Origin of the sequence: Streptomyces sp. NPDC093225, assembly GCF_044753805.1 — a bacterium.
Lineage (GTDB): Bacteria > Actinomycetota > Actinomycetes > Streptomycetales > Streptomycetaceae > Streptomyces.
Genome location: NZ_JBIVNX010000003.1, coordinates 175128 through 200221 on the forward strand (window position 1 = coordinate 175128; position 25094 = coordinate 200221).

Consider the following 25094-nt stretch of genomic DNA (forward strand, 5'->3'; position numbering starts at 1 on the left):
GCGGGGCGATGTCGCCGTCGTCACTCTGGAGCGCGGTCCCCGTCTCAACCTTGGGTCGTACACCGAACGCGGTCATCCGGGACGTAAGGGCTACCCCGAACGCGCAGGCGCCCCCACCGAAAGGTTTTCCACAGGTCCGTGCGGGGGCCTTGACGTGATCTCCAGGCATTGTCACATTCATCAATGTCAACTTTCGGGCACGTTACGGCTACCGGGACGGGGCTGGCATGGCAGGGGACGATCTTCGCGGGTTCAGGGAAGTCCAGCGGCTCGCGTACGAGTGCGCCGAGGCGGTGGCGGCACAGCTGAAGCCGGGCGTCACGGAGCGGGAGGCCGCGCGCATGCAGCGCGCGTGGCTGCGGGCCCGCGGGGTCACCGACTGGTTCCACCTGCCCTTCGCCTGGTTCGGCGACCGCACGGCGTTCACCGGCTTCAGGATCCCCCTGCAGTTCTTCCCGACCGACCGGCGGCTGGAGCCGGGGATGCCCTTCATCCTCGACATGGCCCCGGTCTACAAGGGCCACACCGCGGACATCGGCTACTCGGGCTCGCTCGGCCTCAACCCCGTGCAGGACCGCCTCATGGACGACCTGCGGGCACACCGCGAGCTGATCCTCGCCGAGGTGCGCGAGCGCCGGCCGCTGCGCGCGATCTACGAGGACGTCGACCGGCTCATGGTGAAGCAGGGGTACGCGAACCGGCACCGGGCCTACCCCTTCGGCGTGATCGCGCACAAGGTGGACCGGGTCAAGGAGCGCCGCTGGGCCCCGACCGCGTTCGGGTTCGGCACCCGGTCCCTCAGGGGGCTCGCCTCGGACGCGCTGCACGGGCACCGCGAGGGCTGGTCGCCGCTGTGGAGCCCGTACCGGTTCTCCGACCACCCGCCCCGGCCCGGGCTGTGGGCGGTCGAGCCGCACCTGGGCTTCCGGGGCACCGGCGCGAAGTTCGAGGAGCTCCTGGTCGTCACCGACTCCAGGGACCCCGAGGAGAGTGCGTTCTGGCTGGACGACGACCTGCCGCACGTGCGGCGCTGGGCAGAGGAGAAGGCGGCGTGAGCATGACGGTTCTCAAGGGCGCGCGCGAGCGCCGGGTGCACACCGGCGGGGTCGAGCTGTGCGTCGCGGAGCTCGGCGACGCCGCACGGCCCACGGTGGTGCTGGTCCACGGGTACCCGGACAGCAAGGAGGTGTGGTCGGAGGTCGCCGGGCGGCTGGCCGACCGCTACCACGTGGTGCTGTACGACGTGCGCGGGCACGGCCGCTCCAGCGCACCGGTGCCGCTGCGCGGCGGGTTCACGCTGGAGAAGCTGACGGACGACTTCCTCGCCGTCGTCGACGCGGTCAGCCCGGACCGGCCGGTGCACCTGGTGGGGCACGACTGGGGCTCCGTACAGGCCTGGGAGTTCGCCACCGTCAAGCGGACCGAGGGCCGGATCGCCTCCTTCACCTCGATGTCCGGCCCCTCCCTGGACCACTTCGGGCACTGGATCAAGAAGCGGATGTCCCGTCCCACCCCGCGCCGGGCCGCCCAGCTGCTCGGTCAGGGCGCCAAGTCCTGGTACGTCTACATGCTCCACACCCCCGTGCTGCCGGAGCTCGCCTGGCGCGGTCCGCTCGGCAAGCGGTGGCCGAAGGTCCTCCAGCGCATGGAGAAGGTGCCGGCCGACGGCTACCCGACCGCCTCGCTCCCGTCCGACGCCGCGCACGGCGCGTGGCTGTACCGGGACAACGTCCGGGCGCGGCTGCGCCGCCCCCGCGCCGACGCGTACGCGCACGCCCCGGTCCAGCTGATCACCCCGACCGGGGACGCCTTCCTGTCGGAGCGGCTGTACGACGACCTGGAGCTGTGGGCACCGAGCCTGCTGCGCCGCACGCTCCCGGCCAAGCACTGGATCCCGCGCACCCGCCCGGACCAGCTGGCCGCGTGGATCGGCGAGTTCGCCGCCGCCCAGGAGGACCGCGGGCCGGCCACCGCGCCCGCGCCGGCCGGCGCCGGGCGGTACGCCGACCGGTTCGGCGGCCGGCTCGTCCTGGTGACCGGCGCGGCCAGCGGCATCGGACGGGCCACGGCCTTCGCGTTCGCCGAGGCCGGGGCGCGCGTGGTGGCCGTGGACCGGGACGCCGACGGCGCGGCGCGCACCGCCGAGCTGGCCCGGCTGGTCGGTGCCCCGCAGGCCTGGGCCGAGGCCGTGGACGTCAGCGACGAGCCGGCGATGGAGAAGCTCGCCGCCAAGGTCGCCGCCGAGTACGGGATCGTGGACGTGCTCGTGAACAACGCGGGCATCGGGCTGTCGGGCTCCTTCCTCGACACCACGTCCGCGGACTGGAAGAAGGTCCTCGACGTCAACCTGTGGGGCGTCATCCACGGCTGCCGGATCTTCGGCAGGCAGATGGCCGAACGCGGCCAGGGCGGACACATCGTCAACACCGCCTCGGCCGCCGCCTACCTGCCCTCGAAGACGCTGCCCGCGTACAGCACGTCGAAGGCGGCGGTGCTGATGCTCAGCGAATGCCTGCGGGCCGAGCTCGCCTCGAAGTCCATCGGCGTGTCCGCGATATGCCCCGGCATCGTCAACACGAACATCACCGCCACCGCGCGGTTCGCCGGCGTCGACGCCGCGGAGGAGAAGCGCCGCCAGCAGAAGTCCCAGCGCCTGTACGGGCTGCGCAACTTCCCTCCGGAGAAGGTCGCCGACGCGATCCTGGAGGCCGTCGTGAAGAACCGGGCCGTGGTGCCGGTGACGCCCGAGTCCCGCGGCGCGCTGTGGATGTCCCGGTTCACGCCCCGGGCCCTGCGCGCCCTCGCCCGCTGGGAGCCGAGGCTGTGAGCCGGGCCGGGGCCGGTCGGCCGGGCGCGGCCGGGCGCCGGCCCCGGCCGGAACGGCCGGCCGCGCGCACCGAGCGCGGCACGGCCATACCCGCCTCAATCCGCCGGTCGTACCATCCCTCGCAGGAGGGCTCGCCGCGCGCAGCGGTCGAGTACCTGGCGGCCCCACCGGCCGCCCGGACCGCGGCGGACGAGGCCGGCGCGGCCGGCCGGGCGGCGATGTCGTAGGGAGTGCGTTGTGTCCGAGCAGGCGGTGGCCGAGTACCGGATCGAGGATCTGGCCCACCACAGCGGCGCGACGGTGCGCACGATCCGGGCGTACCAGGACCGCGGTCTGCTGCCGAAGCCGGAGCGGCGCGGGCGCTCCAACGTGTACCGCGACACGCACCTGGCCCGGCTGCGGCAGATCGCCGACCTGCTCGACCGCGGCTACACCCTGGCCTCCATCAAGGAGCTGCTGGAGGCCTGGGACGCGGGGCGCGGGCTGGGCGGCGTCCTCGGCCTGGTCGCCGAGGTGCACGGCCCCTGGACGGACGAGGAGGCCGCCCGGATCTCGCGCGCGGAGCTGAACGCGCGGTTCGGCGGGCGGCCCGACGAGCGGGCGGTGGACGAGGCCGTGGAGCTCGGGGTGCTCGAGCGGTTGCCGGGGCGCGAGGACGAGTTCCTCGTCCCCAGCCCGCAGGAGCTGGCGGTGGCGGCCGAGCTGTACGCGGCCGGGGTACCGCTGGACGCCATCACCGGGCACCTGCGGGAGCTGCGGGCGCAGGTGGAGTCGATCGCCGCCCGGTTCCTGGAGTTCACCACCGAGCACGTCTTCGCCCGCTACCTCGGCTCGACCCCGCCCACCGACGCGGACGCGGCCGAGGCGGCGGCGCTGGTCCGGCGACTGCGGCCGCTGGCCCAGCAGACCGTGGACGCGGAACTGGCCCGGGCGATGCGGCTGCAGGCCACCCGGCACCTCCAGCAGCACCTGACGGCCGCCGGGACGGCGGTGGTGCCGGCCGGACCGGTGCCGGTGGCGCTGCCGGGGGCGACGGTACGGGCGGTGCAGGAACTGGTGGGGCCGGGTCACGTGGCGGCGTTCGTCCGGGCCGCGACCGAGCGGGAGCTACAGGCCCGGACGATGAACGAGCTGGCGTCACGGGCCGTCCGGGCCCCCGAGGGGGACGCGACGACCACCCGTACGGGTGAATGACAAACTCACAGGTTTACCCACAGGGGATGCCGTGATTGCTTGAGCATTCGACGACAATTACCGCCAAATAGGCTGTGGAAAAGCACTCCCTCGCTGTGGAGAACGACCGAAGACCACCAGGGCCGACGTCAACTCACAGCGCGGAACGGGGTGTTGATGGGCGTGACCTGCGCCTCCCGGGCCCGGGTCCGCCCGTACAGCACCACGGACAGCACGATCCCGAGCACGCCGCCGGCCAGCTGCGCCGCGACGAACCCCGGCAGCGAGACGGGCGCGATCCCGGCGAAGGAGTCGCTGAACGCCCGGCCCACCGTGCCCGCCGGGTTGGCGAACGAGCCGGAGGACGTGAACCAGATCGCCGCGGCGATGTACGCGGCCACCGCCGCCGGCACCAGCCGGGCGCGACCGATGCGTCCGAGCCCCTGGATCACCAGCACCAGCCCGGCCGTGGCCACGACCTCGCCGACCAGCAGGTGACCGCCCGCCCGCACCTGGGTCGCGAACACGCCGGGCTCCCGGCCGAACATGGCCTCCGCCACCACCGCGCCGGAGATCGCGCCGGCCGTCTGCGCGACCACGTACGCCAGCCCCTCCCGCCAGCCGATCCCGGCGCTGCGGGAGCGCCCGTCCCACCAGGCGACGAGCGTGACCACGGGGTTGAGATGGGCCCCCGACAGTGGCCCCAGCAGGGTGATGAGCAGGCCCAGGCCGATCGCCGAGGCGAGCGAGTTGGCCAGCAGGGCCACCGCGGTGTCGCGGCTGAGGGCGGAGGCCTGGATGCCGGAGCCGATCACGACCGCCACCAGGGCGGCGGTCCCCGTGAACTCGGCGGCGATCCGACGTGGCAGCGGAGCGGTTGCGGACATGGGTGTTCCCCCTTCGGGCGGCGGGACCGCGTCGGGACGCGGCGGATCACGGTGGATCGGAGTGCGGGATGCCGAGGCGCGTCCTCGGCGCAACCGGGGACGCGCCGTCAGGACCGGAGAGGGTCGACGGAGCCGAGCGGCAACGGAAAATATATTTCGTATCTTGGAAGTCGACTAGAGGGGGGTCCCCACGGAGGGGACCGGCGAAAAGGACGTGCCGAGAGGCCCTTCGGCCCGGCACGCTGGGCCCATGGACGAACGCCGCACGGTCAAGGTCTCGAAATACGTCTCGAAACACCTGCGCCACCAGCCGGAACGCATCGGACTGGTGCTCGACCCGCAGGGCTGGGTGGAGATCGAGGACCTCCTGGCGGCCGCCGCCGCGCACGGCTTCCCCGTCAGCCGGGCCGAGCTCGACCACGTCGTCGCCGCCAACGACAAGCAGCGCTTCGCCGTCGAGGGCACCCGCATCCGCGCCAACCAGGGCCACACGGTCGCGGTGGACCTCGGCCTTCCGGAGGCCGAGCCGCCGGCGTACCTCTACCACGGCACGGTGCCCGCGGTGCTGACCGCGATCCGTACGGAGGGCCTGCGGCCCATGGCCCGCCACCACGTGCACCTCTCCGCGGACCGCGAGACCGCGACGCGCGTGGGCGCCCGCCGGGGCCGCCCGGTGGTGCTGAGCGTCGACGCCGGGGCCATGCGGGCGGCCGGGCACGTCTTCCGGATCAGCGCCAACGGGGTGTGGCTGGTGGACGCGGTACCGCCGCAGTTCCTGCGCTTCCCGTAGCCGTCCGGTAGACGTCCGGCACCGGACGTCCGGCCCGGCGGTACGGCCCCGGGCGCCGCGGCAACCGAAAGGATCGAGCCACCGACCACGTACGCTCGAAGGCATGCGTTTGAGTACCGTGATCCTTCCCGTCCAGCGCTGGCACGCGGGTGGCCGCGAAAAGTGGCAGCACGCCGAGGCCCTCGGCTTCCACGCCGCCTACACCTACGACCACCTCTCCTGGCGCGTGCCGTTCCGGGACGGACCGTGGTTCGGCGCGATCCCGACCCTGACGGCCGCCGCGGCCGCCACCTCCCGGCTCCGCCTGGGCACCCTGGTGACCTCGCCCAACTTCCGCCACCCGGTGACCCTCGCCAAGGAGCTCATCTCCCTCGACGACGTCTCCGGCGGCCGGGTCACCCTCGGCATCGGCGCCGGCGGCAACGGGTTCGACGCCACCGCCCTCGGCCAGGAGCCCTGGACCCCGCGCGAGCGCGCCGACCGCTTCGGCGAGTTCCTGCCCCTGCTCGACCGGCTGCTCACCGAGGGTGCGGTCAGCCACGAGGGCACGCACTACTCCGCCGTGGAGGCCCGCAACGTCCCCGGCTGCGTACAGCGCCCGCGACTGCCCTTCGCCGTGGCCGCGACCGGCCCGCGCGGACTGCGGCTCGCCGCCCGCCACGGCCAGGCCTGGGTGACCACCGGGGACCCGAAGCTGTTCGAGGACGGCACCCCCGAGCAGTCGGACGAGGCCCTGCGCGGCCAGGCGGAGAAGCTGGAGAAGGCCTGCGCCGACGTCGGCCGGGACCCCCGGGAGCTCGACCGGATCCTGCTGACCGGGTTCACCCCGGACCGCTCCCGCCCGCTGGAGTCGGTGGACGCGTTCGTCGACTTCGCCGGCCGGCAGCGGGACCTCGGCTTCACCGAGCTCGTGATCCACTGGCCGATCGCGGACACCCCCTTCGCCGCCGACCAGCAGGTCTTCGAGCGGATCGCCACCGAGGCCCTGGCCCAGCTCGACGCCTGACCGCACCCCGCGCGGCCGGGGGGCCGGCCTCCGTCCCCCCGCCCGCGCGGTCGGCAGCCGCCGATCCCGGGCCGCCCGCCCGGCCACCCACCGCCATGGGCGAAGATGGGACCGTGACCGCAGCCCCCCAGCACCCCACGGCCCCCCGGCTGATCGCCACCGACCTCGACGGCACCCTGCTCCGCGACGACAAGTCCGTCTCCGAGCGCACGATCGCCGCCCTCGCCGCCGCCGAGGCGGCCGGCATCGAGGTCTTCTTCGTCACCGGCCGGCCGGCCCGCTGGATGGACGTCGTCAGCGCCCACGTCCACGGCCACGGCCTGGCCATCTGCGCGAACGGTGCCGCCGTCGTGGACCTGCACGCCGGCGGAAGGATCATCGAGGTACGGGAACTGCCCCGCCCGACCGCCCTGGACGTGGTGCACGCCCTGCGCGCCGCCGCCCCCGGCACCTCGTTCGCCGTGGAACTGGCCACCGGCATCCACTACGAGCCGCACTACCCGCCCTTCTTCCTCGACCCGGGCGCCACCGTGGCCACCGCCGAGAAGCTCCTGCGCACCGACCACAGCGAGGCCCCGGTGCTCAAGCTGCTCGCCCACCACACCGAGCTGGCCCCCGACGACTTCCTCGCCGTGGCCCGCGGCGCCGCCGGACAGCACGCCTCCATCACGCGCTCCAGCCCGACCGCCCTGCTGGAGGTCAGCGGCCTGGGCGTCTCCAAGGCGAGCACCCTCGCACTGTGCTGCGCCGAGCGCGGGATCCGCCCCGAGGAGGTCGTGGCCTTCGGGGACATGCCGAACGACATCGAGATGCTCAGCTGGGCCGGCACCTCGTACGCCATGGGCAACGCGCACCCCGACGTCGTCGAGGCCGCCTCCGGGCAGACCCTGGCCAACGAGGAGGACGGCGTGGCGGTCGTCATCGAGCGGATCGTCGCCCGGGCCAAGGGAGCCTGACCCCGGGCGGCCCCTCTTCGGGACCCCGATCCCGGCCACCGGATCCTTGGCAGTGCCGGTGGGTCCCGTGGTGTGTGGGGGAGCCTCTTGAGGCGTCATGGCAGGCTGGTCCGGAGGCAGGCCCGGGCCTGGGGTGGCCGAAGGCCAGGGCCGAAGGCCCCGAAGCCCCAGGGGTGGGCCTGCCGCAGGGCCTGCAGGCCATGACGGGTCAAGAGGCGAGGGGACCCACACACCACGGGACCCGCCCCCGAAGCGAGGGGACCCACACACCACGGGACCCGCCCCCGAAGCGAGCCCACCCCGACACCGGTGGGGCAGCAGCCGCTCCGCCCCACGAGATGCCCACCCGCAGAACCCTCCGGTAAACCGGCACCCACACACCAGAACCGGCACCCACACACCAGCCGCCCCCTCCCTAAACCGGCACCTCCCACACCACCCGCGTCCCCCCGCCGTCCGCCCCGATGCCCGGCCCGTACCAGCTGCTCCCGCCCAGCGACTCGGCCCGCCGGCGCAGGTTGCGCAGCCCGCTGCGGCGCCCGCCCTCCGGGATCCCCACCCCGTCGTCGGCCACCTCCAGGCGGACCGCCGGCCGCCCGTCCGCCAGCCTGGCCGCAGCGTCCACCACGACCTCGATCCGCCCCGCCCCGGCGTGCCGGAAGGCGTTCGACAGCGCCTCGCGCAGCGCCGCGACGAGGTTCTTGCCGACCAGCTCGCCGACCACCGCGTCGACCGCGCCGAGGAAGCGGTGCGAGGGCTTGAACCCGAGCGGTACGGCCGCCATGTTGATCTCCCGCAACACGCGGGTCCGCAGCCCCGAGGGGGCCTCGGCCGGCCCCTGCTGGAGCGCGAAGATCGCGGTGCGGATCTCCTGGATCGTCACGTCCAGCTCGTCGACGGCCTTGCCGACCCCCTCCTGCACCTCCGGGACGACCGACCGGCGCTGGGCGCCCTCCAGCATCATCCCGGTGGCGAACAGCCGCTGGATCACGAGGTCGTGCAGGTCCCGCGCGATCCGGTCGCGGTCCTCGAGGACCGCCAGCCGCTCCCGGTCCCGCTGCGCCTCGGCCATCATCAGCGCCAGCGCCGCCTGCGAGGCGAACTGCGTGGCCAGCGTGCGCTCCGCCTCCGTGAAGGGCCGCCGGCCGCGGGCCCGCGGGGTGACCAGGGCACCGAGCACGCGGCCGCCGCTCTGCAGCGGCAGCATCATGCAGGGCCCGTACCCACTGGCCAGCTTGGTGATCATGCGGGGGTCGCTGGCCGCGTCCTCGACCAGCACCGGCTCGCCCTCCAGCAGGGCGCGCACCACCGCGCTCTCGTCCGGGACGAGCACGCCCAACGCCGAGGAGGGCCGCTCGGAGGAGACCGCGACGATCTCCATCCCGCCCTCCTCGGCGGGCAGCATCACGATCCCGGCCGCCGAATCGGCCAGGTGGCGGGCCTGCTCGGCGACCACGGCCAGGGCGTCGTCGGCGTCGCCGCCCGACAGCAGGGCCGTGGTGACCGCCACCGACCCGTCGATCCACCGCTCGCGCTGGGTCGCGGCCTCGTAGAGGCGCGCGTTGCCGATGGCGATCCCGGCCTCGGTGGCCAGCACCCGGACCATGTGCAGGTCGTAGTCGTTGAACTGCTCGCCGCCGTGCTTCTCGGCCAGGTAGAGGTTGCCGAAGATCTCGCCCTGGACCCGGATGGGGACGCCGAGGAAGGTGCGCATCGGCGGGTGGTGGGGCGGGAACCCGGCCGAGCGCGGGTCGGTGGTCAGGTCCGCCAGTCGGACCGGCTCCGGGTGCGTGATCAGGGCGCCGAGCAGGCCGCGCCGGCCGTCGGGCCGGTGGCCGATGAGTCGGGCGCGCTCCTCGTCGATGCCGTACGTGACGAAGTCCGACAGGCCCGGGCCCTCGACGTCCACCACCCCGATGGCCGCGTACCGGGCGCCGGCCAGCTCGGCCGCGGTCTCGCAGATCCGGTCGAGCGTGGAGTGCAGTTCGAGTCCGGTCCCGACCGAGCGCATGGCCTCCAGCAGCTGCGGCACCCGCGCGGTGAGCTCGGTCGACAGGCCCTGGAGACCCCGCGTCGCCTGCGCTGCGGCCTCGAGCGGATCGGGGGACTCCTGTGGCTCCTGCACTGACATGACCTTGAGAGTAGTTAGTCCGCTTTGCCGGGGAAAGTCGACTGGACCAGGGCAGGCACGCTCGCGCCTCGACCAGCACAGGGCAGGCCTCCCGCACCTCGACTAGACCAGTGCAGGCGCTTCCGCCCCGCTGCCGGCCAGCAAGGCCTCGGTCCGGCGCTCGCGCTCCAGCATCCGGCGCAGCGGACCGGCCGCCGCGGCGAGCGCCCCGTACGGTCCGCGCTGCACGATCCGCCCGCCGTCGAGGACGAGCACCTCGTCGACGGCGTCGAGGCCGGCCAGCCGGTGGGTGATCAGCACCGTCGTACGGCCCTCGGTCGCGGCCAGCAGGTCGGCCGTCAGGGCGTCCGCCGTGGCGAGGTCGAGGTGTTCGGCCGGCTCGTCGAGGACGAGTACGGGGAAGTCGGCGAGCAGCGCCCGGGCGAGCGCGAGCCGCTGTCGCTGACCACCGGAGATCCGCTCGCCGTGCTCACCGACGAGGGTGTCGAGGTCGAGGGGGAGCCGGCCGGCGGCCAGGGCCGCGCGCAGTTCGGCGTCGGTGGCGCCAGTCCTGGCCAGCCGGAGGTTCTCGCGCACGGAACTGTCGAAGATGTGGGCGTCCTGGGCGCACAGGCCCACGAACCGCCGCACCGCGTCGTCGTCGAGGTCCCGCACGTCCGTGCCGCCGAGGGTGTACGCGCCCGCGCCGGCGTCCACGAAGCGGAGCAGGACCTGGGCGAGGGTGGTCTTGCCGGCTCCCGAGGCACCGACGACGGCGACGCGGCGGCCGCGTTCGAGGACGAGGTCGACACCGCGCAGGGCGTCGGCCTCCTGCCCGGGGTGGCGGGCGGTCAGGCCGGTGAGGCGGACCGGGAAGGGCGAGGCCGGCGGCGGGACGGGGGAGTCCGTACGCACCGGCGCGGGGGCGTCGAGCACCTCGAACACCCGCTCCGCACTGCGCCCCACCCGCTGCCGGTACTGCACGGCGAGGGGCAGCCCGGCGACCGCCTCGAAGGCGGCCAGCGGAGTGAGCACCACGACCGCGAGGGCCACACCGGACAGGCTCCCGGCACGGACCGCGCCGACGCCGACGAGGGCCGCGCAGACCACGGTCAGCCCGCACACGAGGGCGGACAGGCCCGCCCCCAGGCCGGTGGCGGCGGCGCCCCGCCGGGCGATGCCGGTCAGTGCCGCGTCGGCACCGCGCACGCCCGCCTTCCGCTCCTCCAGGGCGCCGGCGACGGTGAGCTCGGCGGTGCCGGCGAGGAGGTCGGCCACCTGGGTGGCGAGTTCGCCCCGGGCGGGGGCCAGCCGGCGCTCCGCCCGACGGGCGAGCGCGCCGCCGACCAGGGGCACGCCGACTCCGGCGAGCAGCAGCCCGGCGGCCAGCACGGCGCCGGCCGCGGGCAGCAGCCACGCGGTGAAGCCGACGGACGCGGCGCCGACGAGCACCGCTGTGCCCAGCGGGAGCAGCCAGCGCAGCCAGTAGTCCTGGAGGGCGTCCACGTCGGCCACCAGCCGGGAGAGCAGGTCGCCGCGGCGGGTGGCGCGCAGTCCGGCGGGCGCGATGCGCTCCAGCCGGCGGTACACGCAGACGCGCAGGTCGGCGAGCATGCGCAGGACGGCGTCGTGGGAGACCAGCCGCTCCGCGTAGCGGAAGACGGCCCGGCCGATGCCGAAGGCGCGCGTGGCGGTGACCGCGACCATCAGGTAGAGCACGGGGGGCTGCTCCGAGGCCCTCGAGATCAGCCACCCGGACACGGCCATGAGCCCGACCGCCGAGCCGGTGGCCAGACTCCCGAGCCCGAGCGCCGCCCCGAACCGCCCCCAGCGTGCCCGGGACTCCGTCCGGACCCGCGCGAGCACGTCGCCCGCGGCGGAGCCGCTGACCGGGACTTCGCCGGCACCCGCGCCCGAACCCGAGCCCGAACCGGCACCCGCGCCGTCACCCGAACCCGAACCGGCACCCGCGCCCAAACCCTCGCCCTCGCCCGCGCCCAAGCCCGCGCCCGCAGGGGAACCCGAACCAGCACCCGCAGCCAGACCCGCACCCGCTACCGAACCAGCCCCCGCACCCGCACCCGCACCCGCTACCGGACCACCCGCACCGCCGACGCGCACGACGCGGTCGGCGACGGCGAGCAGGGCCGGCCGGTGCACGACCAGCAGCACGGTGCGCCCCGCAGCGAGACGGCGGACCGCCTCGACGACCCCCGCCTCCGTCTCCCCGTCCAGCGCGGCCGTCGGCTCGTCCAGCAGCAGCACCGGCCGGTCGGCCAGGAACGCCCGGGCCAGCGCGAGCCGCTGCCGCTGCCCGGCGGACAGCCCCAGGCCGCCCTCGCCGAGCACCGTCTCCGCCCCGTCCGGCAGCGCGGCCACGAACTCCCAGGCCCCGGCGTCCCGCAGCGCCGCCTCCACCGCGGCGGACGGCGCGTCCGGCCGTGCCAGCCTCACGTTCGACGCGATCGTCCCCGCGAACAGGTACGGCCGCTGCGGCACCCACGCGATCCGCGACCGCCACTGCTCGGGCGAGAGCTCCGTGAGATCGGCGCCGCCGATCCGGACCCGGCCGCCGGTCGGCCGTACGAACCCCAGCAGCACGTTCAGCAGCGTGGACTTGCCCGCACCGCTCGGCCCCGTGAGGGCCACCGTCTCGCCCAGGCCGACCGTCAGCGACAGCGGCGCCAGCGCGTCCTCGTCCCGCCCCGGGTACCGGACCGAGACGCCCTCGACCCGCAGCTCCGCCCCGTCCGGGACCGGCGCCGCACCCGCGGAGGACGCCGCCCCGGCCTCCAGCACCTCGAAGATCTCCTCGGCCGCCGCCAGTCCCTCGGCGGCCGCGTGGTACTGGGCGCCGACCTGACGCAGCGGCAGGTACGCCTCCGGGGCGAGGATCAGGATGACCAGACCCGTGTAGAGGTCCAGGTCACCGTGGACCAGCCGCATGCCGATCGTGACGGCCACCAGAGCCACCGACAGCGTCGCCAGCAGCTCCAGCGCGAACGAGGACAGGAAGGCGATCCGCAGGGTCCGCAGGGTCGCCCGCCGGTACTCGTCGGTGATCTTGCGGATCGACTCGGCCTGCGCCTTGGCCCGGCCGAACACCTTCAGCGTCGGCAGGCCCGCCACCACGTCCAGGAAGTGGCCCGACAGCCGGGACAGCAGCCGCCACTGACGGTCCATCCGGGCCTGCGTGGCCCAGCCGATCAGCACCATGAAGACCGGGATCAGCGGCAGGGTCACCACGATGATGGCCGCCGACACCCAGTCCTCGGTGACGATCCGGGCGAGCACCGCCACCGGCACCACCACCGCGAGCCCCAGCTGGGGCAGGTAGCGCGCGAAGTAGTCGTCGAGGGCGTCCACGCCCCGAGTGGCCAGTGCCACCAGCGATCCGGTGCGCCGGCCACTGAGCCAGGCCGGTCCCCGTTCCGTGGCCCGGGCCAGCAGCCGCGCGCGCAGCTCCGACTTCACGGCAGCACTCGCCCGGTGCGCGGCGAGCTCGGTCAGCCACGACACCAGCGCCCGCCCCACGGCCACCGCCGCGAGCAGCACCAGCGGCGTCCGGAGGGCCGGCACGTCCAGCCCGTGACGGAAGGCGCCCGTCACGATCTCGGCGATCAGCATCGCCTGACCGACGACCAGTCCCGCCCCGGCGAGACCGAGGGCCACCACCGCCGCGAGGAACCGCCGCGTGGACCGGGCATGGCGGAGCAGGCGCGAGTCGATCGGTTTCACGTGAAACATCCCTCTCGGCAGGAAGGGCCGGATGGAACCCGAGGGAGCCGGGGGGATGTTTCACGTGAAACATCCCCCCGCTCGACTCAGTGGGCGGGCTCGGCGATGTGCTGCGTACCGATCCGCTTGCGGAAGACCCAGTAGGTCCAGCCCTGGTAGAGCAGCACCACGGGCGTGGCCACCGCCGCGCACCAGGTCATGATCTTCAGCGTGTACGGGCTCGACGAGGCGTTGGTGACCGTGAGGCTCCACGCGTCGTTCAGCGAGGACGGCATGACGTTCGGGAAGAGCGTCAGGAAGAGCATCGCCACCGCGGCGGCGATGGTGATCCCGGACAGCGCGAACGACCAGCCCTCCCGGCCCGCCGCGAGGGCGGCGAGGGCGCCGACCAGGGCGAGCACGGCCACGATGAGGGCGGCCAGGCTCTTGGCGTCCCCCTTCGAGACCTGGGTCCAGATCAGGAAGGCCGGCGCGAGCACCGCAGTGACGGCTCCCAGCCGCAGCGCCAGCGTGCGCGAGCGCTCCCGGATGTCGCCCACCGTCTTCAGCGAGGTGAAGACAGCGCCGTGGAAGGTGAACAGGGTGAGCGTGACCAGGCCGCCGAGGATCGAGTAGGCGTTCAGCAGGTCCCCGAGGGTGCCGACGTACTCCTTGGTGGCGTCGATCTTCACTCCGCGCACGATGTTCCCGAAGGCCACGCCCCACAGGAAGGCCGGGATCAGCGAGGTCCAGAAGATCGCGTGCTCCCAGTTGGTCTGCCAGTTCTCCTCGGGCCGCTTGGCGCGGTACTCGAAGGCGACGCCGCGGACTATGAGGCAGACCAGGATGACCAGCAGCGGCAGGTAGAAGCCGGAGAAGAGGGTGGCGTACCAGTCGGGGAAGGCGGCGAAGGTGGCGCCGCCGGCGGTGAGCAGCCACACCTCGTTGCCGTCCCAGACCGGGCCGATGGTGTTGATCAGCACCCGCTTCTCGGCCCGGTCCCGGGCCAGCAGCTTGGTCAGGACGCCGACTCCGAAGTCGAAGCCCTCCAGGAAGAAGTAGCCGGTCCACAGGACGGCGATGAGTACGAACCAGACGTCGTGGAGTTCCATAGCGCGATCCCCTCGGCCTCAGTACGAGAAGGCCATCGGCCGGTCGGCATCGGCGTCGCCGCCGATCTTGGTGGGCGGGTTCAGATCGGACTCGGTCAGCTCCGGCGGGCCGGCCTTGACGTACTTCACGAGCAGCCTGACCTCGATGACCGCGAGGACGGCGTACAGCAGGGTGAAGACGGCCATCGAGGTGATCACCTCGCCCTGGGAGACGCCGGGGGAGACCGCGTCCCGGGTGCGCAGGACGCCGTAGACCACCCACGGCTGCCGGCCCATCTCGGTGAAGATCCAGCCCCAGGAGTTGGCGATCAGCGGGAAGCCGAGCATCCAGACGGCGGCCAGCCAGTACCACTTCGTGAGCCGGGCGCCGAGCGGCCGCCTGAAGAGCACCAGGTGCGGCACCTCGTCCTCACCGGTCCGCAGGGCCACCGGCAGCATGAACTTCCGGCGCGTCAGCCACAGCCCCGCCGCGCCCAGGGCGAGGGAGGCCATGCCGAAGCCGATCATCCAGCGGAAGCCCCAGTACGCGACCGGGATGTTGGGCCGGTAGTCGCCGGGCCCGAACTTCTCCTGCTCGGACTTGTTGACGTCGTTGATGCCGGGGACGAAGGAGTCGAAGTCGTCGTTGGCGAGGAAGGACAGCAGGCCCGGGATCTCGACGGCGACCTTGTTGTGGCCCTTGTCCACGTCCCCGTACGCGAAGACGGAGAACGGCGCCGGCGCCTCGCCGTCCCACAGCGCCTCGGCCGCGGCCATCTTCATCGGCTGCTGCTTGAACATGACCTTGCCGAGGAAGTCGCCGCTGAGCGCGGTGAGCAGGCCGGCGATCACGACGGTGACCAGGCCCAGCCGCAGCGAGGTGCGCATCACCGGGACGTGCTTCCTGCGGGCCAGGTGGTAGGCGGCGATGCCGACCATGAACGCGCCGCCGGTGAGGAAGGCCGCGGACAGCGTGTGGAAGACCTGGGTGAGCGTGGTGTTCTGGCTGAGCACCGCCCAGAAGTCGGTCAGCTCGGCGCGGCCCGTGGCCTTGTTGATCCGGTAGCCGACCGGGTGCTGCATCCAGGAGTTGGCCGCCAGGATGAAGTAGGCGGACAGGACGGTGCCGATCGAGACCATCCATATGCAGGCCAGGTGGATCTTCTTGGGGAGCTTGTCCCAACCGAAGATCCACAGCCCGATGAAGGTGGATTCGAAGAAGAACGCGATCAGGGCCTCGAAGGCGAGCGGGGCACCGAAGACGTCGCCGACGAACCGCGAGTAGTCGGACCAGTTCATGCCGAACTGGAACTCCTGGACGATGCCGGTGACGACACCCATCGCGATGTTGATCAGGAAGAGCTTGCCCCAGAACTTGGTGGCCCTGAGGTACTTCTCCTTCTCGGTCCGCACCCAGGCGGTCTGCAGGCCGGCGGTGAGCGCGGCGAGCGAGATCGTCAGGGGGACGAAGAGGAAGTGGTAGACGGTGGTGATGCCGAACTGCCATCGCGCCAGAGTCTCCGGCGCCAAAGCCAGGTCCACGTCGTCTCTCCTTACGTCGCCGTGGGCGGCAGCGAGCGCACGTGAACCCGGCCGGACCGGGAGGAAACACGCACGCTTGTGAACGCGTTCACATTCACAAGCATTATGTCGCACAGGCTTCCGGCGGTTTCATCCGGGGGGTACACCTCTAGCCAAGGAATTCAACATCTTGTTGAATTTGCCCATGCAGATTCGAATCTCCTGGCCCGCCGGCCAGCTCACGGCCACGCTCGACGACACCCCGACCACCCAGGCCCTCGCCGCGGCACTCCCGATCCACGCGTCCGCGAACACGTGGGGCGAGGAGGTCTACTTCGACACCGGCGTCTCGGTCGCCCTCGAGCACGACGCCGAGCAGGTGGTCGACCCCGGCACCGTCGCCTTCTGGACCGAGGGCAACGCCCTCGCCCTCCCCTACGGCGCGACCCCGATCTCGCGCGGGGGCGAGAGCCGCCTGGCGAGCCCGTGCAACGTGCTCGGCTCGTTCGACGGCGACCCCCGCCTCCTGGCCACCGTCCGCGACGGCGACCCCGTCCGCGTGGAAGCGGCGTAACACCACCGCCTCCCGCGACCGCGACTCCTACAGCTCCTTGCGGAACGCCTCCGCCGCGTGCAGGAAGAGGTCGTTCGCCTCCGGCTCGCCGATCGTGACCCGCAGGCCCTCGCCCGCGAACGGCCGGACCACCACACCGGCCTGCTCGCAGGCCGCCGCGAACCGCGCGGTGGCCTCGCCCAGCCGCATCCACACGAAGTTCGCCTGGGTCTCGGGCACCGTCCAGCCTTGGCCGACCAGCGTCTCGTAGACCCGCTTGCGCTCGCCCACCAGCGACCCGACCCGGCCCAGCAGCTCGTCCTCGGCCCGCAGCGAGGCCACGGCCGCGTCCTGCGCCAGCTGGCTCACGCCGAACGGCACCGCGGTCTTGCGCAGCGCGGCCGCCACCGGCTCGTGCGCGACCGCGAAGCCGACGCGCAGGCCGGCCAGCCCGTACGCCTTGGAGAACGTGCGCAGCACCGCGACGTTCGGCCGCTCACGGTAGAGCTCGATGCCGTCCGGCACCTCCGCGTCCCGGATGAACTCGCGGTACGCCTCGTCGAGCACCACCAGGCAGTCCGCCGGAACCCGGTCCAGGAACCGCTCCAGCTCGGCCCGGCGCACGACGGTGCCGGTCGGGTTGTTCGGGTTGCAGACGAAGATCAGCCGGGTGCGCTCGGTGATCGCGTCGGCCATGGCGTCCAGGTCGTGCACGTCGCCCGGCGTGAGCGGGACCTGCACGGGGGTCGCACCCGAGATCCGCGTGATGATCGGATAAGCCTCAAAAGATCGCCACGCGTACATGACCTCGTCGCCCGGGCCCGCCGTCGACTGGATCAGCGACTGCGCGACACCCACCGAGCCGGTGCCGGTGGCCACGTGCTCGACGGGCACGCCGAAGCGCTGCGCCAGCTCCGTGACCAGTCCGGTGCAGGCCATGTCGGGGTACCGGTTGAAGCTCCCCGCCGCCGCGACCGCGCTCTCCAGCACGCCCGGGAGCGGCGGATACGGGTTCTCGTTGGAGGACAGCTTGTACGCCACGGGCCCCCCGGCCGCCGCCGGCTTCCCCGGCTTGTACGTGGGGATGCCGTCCAGCTCGGCGCGCAGCTTCGGGCTCTTCTCGCTCACCGCAGGTCCTCCTCGACCTTCCCGTACAACTCAATACTGCTCACCTTATGAGGATTCCGCCGTACGGAGAATGGCTGGCAGAAGGAATGAGGGGAGCGCATGCATATATGCGTGCGCCGGTGGCTTGCGCCGTGGCGCGCATCCCTCGTGAAGGTGAGTTGAGACCACTTCGAAACATCCGCACTTTGGCATGCCCGTACCGGCCGACAGGTGCCAGCACCGCCCCACTCCCCATAACTTCCTTTATTTCCAAGGTCATTGGGGGTGGCGAACCTTGCAGAAACGTGCCTGTCAACGACTGCATATGCATCCGGACCAGCCAGGCACCCGAGCCCTACTATCGGCTCGCCATGACAGCAGCAGGGAAGCATCAGGTGAGCCGGACGGAGACCCCCCGGCGGGCCGCCCGGCAAGGACGGGCAGGCATCAGGGACGTGGCCGCCGCGGCCGGCGTCTCGATCACAACTGTCTCGGACGCGCTCAATGGCAAGGGCCGGCTGCCGGACGCCACCCGCCGCCACGTCCGCGAGGTCGCAGACCGGCTGGGCTATCGCCCCTCCGCCGCGGCCCGAACGCTCCGTACGGGCAAATCGGGCCTCATCGGCCTGACCGTGACCACGTACGGGGATGAACCTTTCACCTTCACCGAATTCGCGTACTTCGCGGAGATGGCGCGGGCCGCCACCTCCGCCGCGCTCGCCCGCGGGTACGCCCTCGTCATCCTCCCGGCGACCTCGCGCCACGACGTGTGGTCGAACGTCGCCCTCGACGGGACCGTGGTGATCGACCCCTCCGACCACGACCCGGTCGTCACCGAGCTGGTCCGTCAGGGCCTGCCGGTGGTCTCCGACGGCCGGCCGGCGGGCTCGCTCCCGGTCACCGCCTGGGTCGACAACGACCACGAGGCCGCCGTACTCGACCTGCTCGACCACCTCGCCGCCGCCGGCGCGCGCCGCATCGGGCTCCTGACCGGCACGACCACGGACACGTACACCCGGCTCTCGACCACCGCCTACCTGAACTGGTGCGCGCGCGTCGGCCAGGACCCGGTGTACGAGTCCTACCCCGCCCACGACCCGTGCGCGGGCGCGGTCGCCGCCGACCGGCTGCTCGCCCGGCCCGACCGGCCGGACGCGGTGTACGGGCTCTTCGACCCCAACGGCACCGACCTGCTCGCCGCCGCCCGCCGCTACGGGCTGCGCGTCCCGGACGACCTGCTGCTGGTCTGCTGCAGCGAGTCGACCGTCTACGCGAACACCGAGCCGCCGATCACGACCCTCTCGCTCAAGCCCCGGCGCATCGGCACCGCGGTCGTCCAGCTCCTCATCGACGCCATCGAAGGAGTCGACGACGGACGGCCGGTCGAGCAGGTGATACCGACCGAACTCATCATCAGGACCTCGTCGCAGCGCCGGAAGCCGCGTACCACGATCAGCCCGCCGCGCTCGCCGGCCAAGGACTGACGACGGGCCCCGTCGCGAGAAGACCACCCGTTCAGACCCCCCAAACCGGGAGAAACTGCCAGACCGGCCGTGTTCGTCCAGGATTCACCACCCCTGGTGCGTCACACAGCGCGAGCCGCATTCCTATGATGGGCGCACGACATCACGGACCCTCCGTCAGGAGGGTCCGCGGGTGCACGGCAGCGCGAGGTGGTGGAGGGGTCGATGACTCAGGGGGCCGGTCAGGGACCCGCGATGCGGACGGAGACGCTCCGGGATTTCCGCGTTCCCGCGGTCGAGTACGGCCCGTACGGCTCCGCCCCCGCCCCCGCCCCCGGCACCCCCGCCGGGTACGAGGGCGGCACCGGGTACGGCACGGCGCCGGCCGCCGCGTACGAGTCCGGCGCCGTCCCCCCGTACGAGGGCGCCGCACGCGCCGGCTACGAGCCCGGCACCGCGCCCGCCGCACCGTACGGCGCCGAGGCCACCCCCGCTGCCCCGCCGTACGGCACCGAGGACGCCGAGGGCTACACGCCGACCCGGCGCGACCTGCCGGTCATCGGCCGGCAGGCCGCCGCGGGCGGCCCCGGCGACACCGTCCAGCTCCAGTACGTCCCGGAGGAGCCCAAGCCCGGCCAGGGCCCGCTCTGGGTCGTCGGCGACGTCCACGGCTACCTGGACGAGCTCGTCGCCGAGCTGCGCGCGCAGGGCCTCATCGACGCCGAGGGCAGCTGGGCCGCCGGCAACTCCCGCCTCTGGTTCCTCGGCGACTTCACCGACCGCGGCCCCGACGGCATCGGCGTGATCGATCTCGTCATGCGGCTGTCCGCCGAGGCCGCCGCGGCCGGCGGCTACTGCAAGGCGCTGATGGGCAACCACGAGCTGCTGCTCCTCGGCGCCAAGCGCTTCGGCGACACCCCCGTCAGCTCCGGCGCCGGCACCGCCACCTTCCAGGCCGCCTGGCTGCTGAACGGCGGCCAGCGCGTCGACATGGAACGTCTGGAGGACGTCCACCTCCAGTGGATGTCCCGGCTGGACTCGGCCGCCGTCGTCGACGGCCACCTCCTGGTCCACTCGGACACCACCGCCTACCTCGACTTCGGCAACTCCGTCGAGGAGGTCAACGACACCGTCAAAGAGGTCATCAACCGCAACGACGCCGACGAGTGCTGGGACCTCTTCCGCAAGTTCACCAAGCGCTTCAGCTTCCGCGACGAGGAGGCGGGCCCGGGCGCGGTGCGCGAACTGCTCGGCACCTACGGCGGCGGCCGCCTCGTGCACGGCCACAGCCCGATCCCGTACCTGCTGGGCGAGGTCGGCTCCGAGGACGGCGACGAGGAGAGCCGCCCGGTCATCGAGGGCCCGCACGTGTACGCCGACGGACTCGCCATCGCCATGGACGGCGGGGTGACCATGGCCGGAAAGCTCCTGGTCGTACAACTTCCGTTGAGCGACTGAGCGTTCACCGTCCGGGGTATTTCACCAAAGCCCCTGTCACGGCACGGCACGGGCGCTCTACCATCGCACTGTCCGTAGCAGGCTCTCCTCCGTTTCCGCCGGACGCCCGGTCTACGCGGGCATACCGGCGCCCACGGAGCATCGGGGGACGCACATGACCAGCGCTGGCAACCTGCTGACCGAGGACCGCCCGGAGTTCCTGCGCCTCCTCGACGAGGCCTTGCGCACCGCGCACGAGCGACCGGACCTGGCCGCGGTCGGCGAGCGGCTCAACGCGGAGCAACTGCGCACGATGGCGCTCAACGCCAGCGTCATCCTGACGACGGCCGCGGCACCGGAGTACGACCACTACGTGAAGGTCCGCGAGGAACTGCGCGAGCCGGCCGGGGCGCGGGATCCGGCGGCGGCGGACGACGACACGGGCGGCGCGGGCGCGAGCGCGGTGGTGCTCGTCCTCGCCCCGGTCCTGGCCGTCACCGCCATGCTGATCTTCCTCCTGGTCGGCTACGTCCTCAAACTGCTCGACCCGGCACCGGCGTTCGCGGACACCATGCTCACGGCCGGCTGGCTGTTCGGCGGGCTGACCGTGGTCGCGATCCTCTTCGCCGCGGTCGGACTCCTGGTCACGGCCGTGCGCAACAGCGCGACCGAGGTGGTGGCCGAGGACCCGGAGGCGATACCCGCGGAGGTCTCGCGCGCCCGCGAGGCCTGGCGCAACGCGCTGCTGGAGCGGGGCATCCTGCCCTTCCTGCGCGAGGCGCTCGCCGATCCCGGCGCCGACCCGGCCGCGAGCACTCCGCGGCGGCCCACGGGCGGCGGCCGGATCCCCCATCTGGGGTACACGCGGCCGGACTTCACCAGTCCGGGGCCGGCCGCGGACGATCCGGTGCGGCGGCCCGGCTACACGAGCCCGGACTTCACGAGCCCCGACGTCGGCAGCCCGGACCGCCTCCCGGACTGATGTCCGGGGGCGGCCCGGGCCGCGTGGGTGGTGCTGCTACCGCGGGTCCTGCCGGCTGTCCTGCCGGTTCACCGCGTTGCTACTGCTCGGTCAGCCCTTGTGCTGCGCGGGACGGAACTTGTTGGGCTTGGTGGCGTGGTGGGCGACCGGCTTGGCCACCACCTTCCGCATCTGCTTCTTGGCCGGCTGGGCCTTGACCGCTGCCGGCTTCTTGGCCGCCGGGAGCTTGGGAGCGGCCCGACGCTGCAGCGGCGGGTTGTCGACCAGGTCGTTGACCTTGGTCCAGCCCTGGTTGCACGTCAGGGTCGGCGGGTTGCCCGAGTTCACCGTGCACTCGGTCTCGAAGACCGTGGTGAGGCCCGTGTCCGGGTCGGGAGCCACGACCTCGACGTGGGCGTTGTTGTTGTGGTCGCTGATCGCGATGCCGCACGCCCCGGCGGGGTAGCCGGTGTTGTCGGACAGGTTGTTCCACTCGAAGTTCGACGGCGGAGCCGGCGTCAGACTGCGGATACCGGCCCACGCGTTGCCGTCGACGATGACACCCTTGACCTCCTGCGAGGCGCTGGGCTTGTACACGGAGACGCCCGTGCAGCCGCCCGTCGCACCCGTGGCGCCCTGCGCGCCGGTCGCGCCGGTCGCACCCGTGGCACCGGTCGCACCCGTGACGCCGGTCGCTCCGGTGGCCCCGGTCGCACCCGTGGCTCCGGTGGCACCCGTCGCGCCGGTGTCACCCGTCGCACCCGTCACGCCGGTCGCGCCCGTCGGACCGGTCGGACCCGTCGGGCCGGTCGGGCCCGTGTCGCCGGTGGCACCCGTCACACCCGTAGCACCGGTCGCGCCGGTGTCACCCGTCGCACCCGTCGCACCGGTGTCGCCCGTGGCGCCGGTCGGACCCGTCGGGCCGGTCGGGCCGGTCGGGCCGGTCGGACCCGTGTCACCCGTCGCACCCGTCGCACCGGTCGGACCCACCGAGCCCTCGCCGCCGGGGCCCGTCGGACCCGTGGCGCCCGTGGCGCCGGTGTCACCGGTGGCGCCCGTCGCACCCTCGCCCGTGGCACCCGTGGCGCCGGTCGGACCCGTCGGGCCGGTCGGGCCGGTCGGACCCGTCTCACCCGTCGCACCCGTGGCACCGGTCGGACCCACCGAGCCCTCGCCGCCGGGGCCGGTCGCACCCGTCGCACCGGTCTCACCCGTCGGACCGGTCGGACCCGTCGGGCCGGTCGCACCCGTCGGGCCCACCGAGCCCTCGCCGCCGGGGCCCGTGGCACCCGTCGCACCGGTGGCGCCCGGGGCACCCGTCGCACCGGTCGCACCCGCCGGACCGGTCGGACCCGTCGTACCGGTACCGCCGCTGCCGGCCGGGCCCGTCGGACCCGTGGCACCGGTGGCGCCCACGCCGGTCGCACCCGTGGCGCCCGTGGCACCGGTCGCACCCGTGGCACCGGCCGGGCCGGTCGCACCGGTGCCGCCGCCCCCGGCGGGGCCCGTCGGACCCGTCGGGCCGGTGGGACCGGTCGGGCCGGTCGCGCCCTTGCACTTGTCGTGGTCGTCCTTGCCCCCGCCACCGCCGTGGTCGTCGCCGTCACCGCCGCCGAGGTACTCGTCCAGCAGCTGCGCGTGCAGCGGCTTGCCCTCGTGGTGGCGCGGACCCTCCTCGTGCTCGCGCGGGTTCTCCTTCTCCTTGCAGTCGTCGCCGCCACCGCCGCCGGCCGGACGGGCCGCGGTCACCTCCGACCGGGCCTGCTGCGCCGCGGTCGCGACGACGGGGGTGACGACGCCGGCCAGCACGAGGGAGAGCGAGGCCAGGGCACCGCCCGCCAGCCAGGCCCTGCTCCGGGGCAGGGGGCCGAGGGGGGCCTTGGTCCGGTGCTCACGACTCATAGAGCGCTCCTTTGGGAAGGTACGTCGGACCGGGGCCATCGGCGCCCCGGTCGCGGGGTCGAGCTTCCCCCGATGATCATGAATCGCGTGTGCAACGCCTCTCTGAAGGCGGTCGGTTATCAACACATCGGCCTACCCGGTGCCCGCCAATCGGGGCACCCGAGTTGCTCCACCGCGAGCGTGGCCTCACGGGCTCCACGCCCCTCGACCGACCCTTTCCGGCCACCCGCCGCCCCGCGTCCACGGTCCCGCCGGGCCGTCCCCCGAACATTGCCGACCGCGAATCCGACCCGTCGGACGGCGAATTTCGGGCGCCGCTCGGCGCGCCACCCCCGGCCGCACACCCCGGCTCCCTAGAGTCACCGACCGCCGGAACGCCCGCCGGGACGACTCCGGAACGCACGCCCACTACTGCGGACGGGGACGGGGACCGTGAAACCAACTGTCTGTCTGAACATGATCGTCAAGGACGAGGCGCCCACCATCGTCAAGTGCCTCGAGTCCGTGCGCCCCCTGATCGACACCTGGGTCATCGTGGACACGGGCTCGACGGACGGCACCCAGGACGTCGTCCGCGACTACTTCCACGACCTGCCCGGGACCCTGTACGAGCGTCCTTGGAAGGGCTTCGACGGCAGCCGCACCGAGGCCGTCGAGCTCGCCCGCGACACCGCGGACTACCTGCTGTTCATCGACGCCGACGACGCCATGGAGATCCGGCCGGACTTCCGGATGCCGGACCTCTCCCTGGACGCGTACCAGATCGCCCTGCACGACGGGCCGCTCATCCACTACCGGCCGGCGCTGGTGGCCACCCGGCTGCCGTGGCGGTACGTCGGCGTGCTCCACGAGTACATCGACTGCGGCACCCCCCAGTACAGCCGCGCCGTCCTGGAGGGCATCAACATCCTCAGCATCGGCGGCGGCGCCCGGCTCCGGGAGAACGGCCAGCGCGCCAAGTACCTGCGCGACGCCGCCGTCCTGGAGGAGGGCCTGGTCAAGGAACCGGACAACGCGCGCTACATGTTCTACCTGGGGCAGAGCTGGCGCGACGCGGGCGAGCCGGAGAAGTCCATGGCCGCGTACGACCGCCGCGCGCAGATGATCGGCTTCTACGAGGAGACGTACCTCGCCCAGGTGTACGCCGCCCGGGCCGCCGCGGGCCTCGGCCGGCCGATGCCGGAGCTGATCGACCGCTACCTGCGCGCCCACGAGAGCCGCCCCTGCCGGGCCGAGGCGATGGGCGACCTCGCCGCCCTGTGCCGCGTCGCCAAGCGCTGGCCGCTGGCGTACGTGTTCGCCAAGGAGGCCGCCCGGATCCCGTACCCGGACGACGTGCTGTTCGTCGAGTACGGCTGGCACGAGTGGCGGGCCCTCGACGAACTCGCCATCGCCGCCTACTGGACCGGCGAGTACCGGGAGTCGCTGGAGTGCTGCGAGCGCCTGCTGGGCGAGGGCCGACTGCCCGCCGAACAGCGCGAACGGGTCTCCGCGAACCTGGACTTCGCGCGGCGGGGGCTGGGCGGGAAGTACACCACGGTCGCCTGACCCGACCGCCCCACGGACCGGCCCGCGACTCCCCCCATGAGGTCG

Annotated in this window: 18 protein-coding genes; 11 read left to right on the forward strand and 7 right to left on the reverse strand. The window is 73.2% G+C overall.

The annotated features are described in order from the left end of the window. Nucleotides 1–227: 227 nt before the first annotated feature. The 3 genes from ACIQCH_RS04880 to ACIQCH_RS04890 all read left to right on the forward strand — a co-directional run bounded on the left by ACIQCH_RS04880 (nt 228) and on the right by ACIQCH_RS04890 (nt 4021). Nucleotides 228–1055: a M24 family metallopeptidase gene (locus ACIQCH_RS04880; RefSeq protein ID WP_402577970.1), complete on the forward strand. Its 828-nt coding sequence runs from the start codon at nt 228–230 to the stop codon at nt 1053–1055. A gap of 2 nt (nt 1056–1057) precedes the next feature. Next, nucleotides 1058–2827 carry an SDR family oxidoreductase gene (locus tag ACIQCH_RS04885; RefSeq protein WP_402578285.1) on the forward strand — a complete coding sequence of 590 codons (1770 nt, stop codon included), beginning with the start codon at nt 1058–1060 and terminating at the stop codon, nt 2825–2827. A gap of 237 nt (nt 2828–3064) precedes the next feature. Next, the gene (locus ACIQCH_RS04890) at nt 3065–4021 is read left to right on the forward strand and encodes a MerR family transcriptional regulator (RefSeq protein ID WP_402577972.1); all 957 of its coding nucleotides are present in this window, start codon (nt 3065–3067) and stop codon (nt 4019–4021) included. 128 nt (nt 4022–4149) lie between these two features. Here the strand turns inward: ACIQCH_RS04890 and ACIQCH_RS04895 are convergent, their stop codons facing one another. Then, nucleotides 4150–4887, reverse strand: coding sequence for an aquaporin (locus tag ACIQCH_RS04895; protein WP_402577974.1), 738 nt, complete (start codon nt 4885–4887; stop codon nt 4150–4152). Nucleotides 4888–5137: 250 nt separating this feature from the next. On the opposite strand from ACIQCH_RS04895, the gene ACIQCH_RS04900 reads away from it, so the two are divergent. From ACIQCH_RS04900 to ACIQCH_RS04910, 3 genes are all read left to right on the forward strand, one after another. Next, complete coding sequence (locus ACIQCH_RS04900; RefSeq protein ID WP_402577976.1) at nt 5138–5677, forward strand: RNA 2'-phosphotransferase; 540 nt, start codon at nt 5138–5140, stop codon at nt 5675–5677. Between the two features lie 103 nt (nt 5678–5780). Then, complete coding sequence (locus ACIQCH_RS04905; RefSeq protein ID WP_402577978.1) at nt 5781–6683, forward strand: LLM class flavin-dependent oxidoreductase; 903 nt, start codon at nt 5781–5783, stop codon at nt 6681–6683. A 95-nt stretch (nt 6684–6778) separates the two neighbouring features. Continuing rightward, nucleotides 6779–7639: a Cof-type HAD-IIB family hydrolase gene (locus tag ACIQCH_RS04910; RefSeq protein WP_402577980.1), complete on the forward strand. Its 861-nt coding sequence runs from the start codon at nt 6779–6781 to the stop codon at nt 7637–7639. 415 nt (nt 7640–8054) lie between these two features. Here the strand turns inward: ACIQCH_RS04910 and ACIQCH_RS04915 are convergent, their stop codons facing one another. From ACIQCH_RS04915 to ACIQCH_RS04930, 4 genes are all read right to left on the reverse strand, one after another. Continuing rightward, nucleotides 8055–9770: a GAF domain-containing sensor histidine kinase gene (locus ACIQCH_RS04915; RefSeq protein ID WP_402577982.1), complete on the reverse strand. Its 1716-nt coding sequence runs from the start codon at nt 9768–9770 to the stop codon at nt 8055–8057. 102 nt (nt 9771–9872) lie between these two features. Further along, the gene (gene cydD, locus ACIQCH_RS04920; protein WP_402577984.1) at nt 9873–13496 is read right to left on the reverse strand and encodes a thiol reductant ABC exporter subunit CydD; all 3624 of its coding nucleotides are present in this window, start codon (nt 13494–13496) and stop codon (nt 9873–9875) included. A 77-nt stretch (nt 13497–13573) separates the two neighbouring features. Continuing rightward, nucleotides 13574–14578, reverse strand: a complete 1005-nt coding sequence (gene cydB / locus ACIQCH_RS04925; RefSeq protein ID WP_402577986.1) for a cytochrome d ubiquinol oxidase subunit II — start codon at nt 14576–14578, stop codon at nt 13574–13576. An 18-nt stretch (nt 14579–14596) separates the two neighbouring features. Beyond that, nucleotides 14597–16099 (reverse strand): cytochrome ubiquinol oxidase subunit I, encoded by a 1503-nt coding sequence (locus ACIQCH_RS04930; protein ID WP_402577988.1) that lies wholly within the window; start codon nt 16097–16099, stop codon nt 14597–14599. 184 nt (nt 16100–16283) lie between these two features. Between ACIQCH_RS04930 and ACIQCH_RS04935 the strand changes: the two genes are divergently transcribed. Then, nucleotides 16284–16652, forward strand: coding sequence for a cyclophilin-like fold protein (locus ACIQCH_RS04935; RefSeq protein ID WP_402577990.1), 369 nt, complete (start codon nt 16284–16286; stop codon nt 16650–16652). A gap of 27 nt (nt 16653–16679) precedes the next feature. Here ACIQCH_RS04935 and hisC read toward each other — a convergent pair whose 3' ends face one another. Next, nucleotides 16680–17759, reverse strand: a complete 1080-nt coding sequence (gene hisC / locus ACIQCH_RS04940) for a histidinol-phosphate transaminase (RefSeq protein ID WP_402577992.1) — start codon at nt 17757–17759, stop codon at nt 16680–16682. A 350-nt stretch (nt 17760–18109) separates the two neighbouring features. Here hisC and ACIQCH_RS04945 point away from each other — a divergent pair, with 350 nt between their 5' ends. The 3 genes from ACIQCH_RS04945 to ACIQCH_RS04955 all read left to right on the forward strand — a co-directional run bounded on the left by ACIQCH_RS04945 (nt 18110) and on the right by ACIQCH_RS04955 (nt 21620). Then, nucleotides 18110–19222 carry a LacI family DNA-binding transcriptional regulator gene (locus tag ACIQCH_RS04945; RefSeq protein WP_402577994.1) on the forward strand — a complete coding sequence of 371 codons (1113 nt, stop codon included), beginning with the start codon at nt 18110–18112 and terminating at the stop codon, nt 19220–19222. Between the two features lie 189 nt (nt 19223–19411). Then, the gene (locus tag ACIQCH_RS04950) at nt 19412–20659 is read left to right on the forward strand and encodes a metallophosphoesterase (protein WP_402577996.1); all 1248 of its coding nucleotides are present in this window, start codon (nt 19412–19414) and stop codon (nt 20657–20659) included. 154 nt (nt 20660–20813) lie between these two features. Continuing rightward, nucleotides 20814–21620: a hypothetical protein gene (locus tag ACIQCH_RS04955; RefSeq protein WP_402577998.1), complete on the forward strand. Its 807-nt coding sequence runs from the start codon at nt 20814–20816 to the stop codon at nt 21618–21620. 90 nt (nt 21621–21710) lie between these two features. Here ACIQCH_RS04955 and ACIQCH_RS04960 read toward each other — a convergent pair whose 3' ends face one another. Further along, on the reverse strand, nt 21711–23501 hold the full coding sequence (locus ACIQCH_RS04960) for a hypothetical protein (protein WP_402578000.1): 1791 nt from the start codon (nt 23499–23501) through the stop codon (nt 21711–21713). 432 nt (nt 23502–23933) lie between these two features. Between ACIQCH_RS04960 and ACIQCH_RS04965 the strand changes: the two genes are divergently transcribed. Next, nucleotides 23934–25049, forward strand: a complete 1116-nt coding sequence (locus ACIQCH_RS04965) for a glycosyltransferase (RefSeq protein WP_402578002.1) — start codon at nt 23934–23936, stop codon at nt 25047–25049. Nucleotides 25050–25094 lie beyond the last annotated feature (45 nt).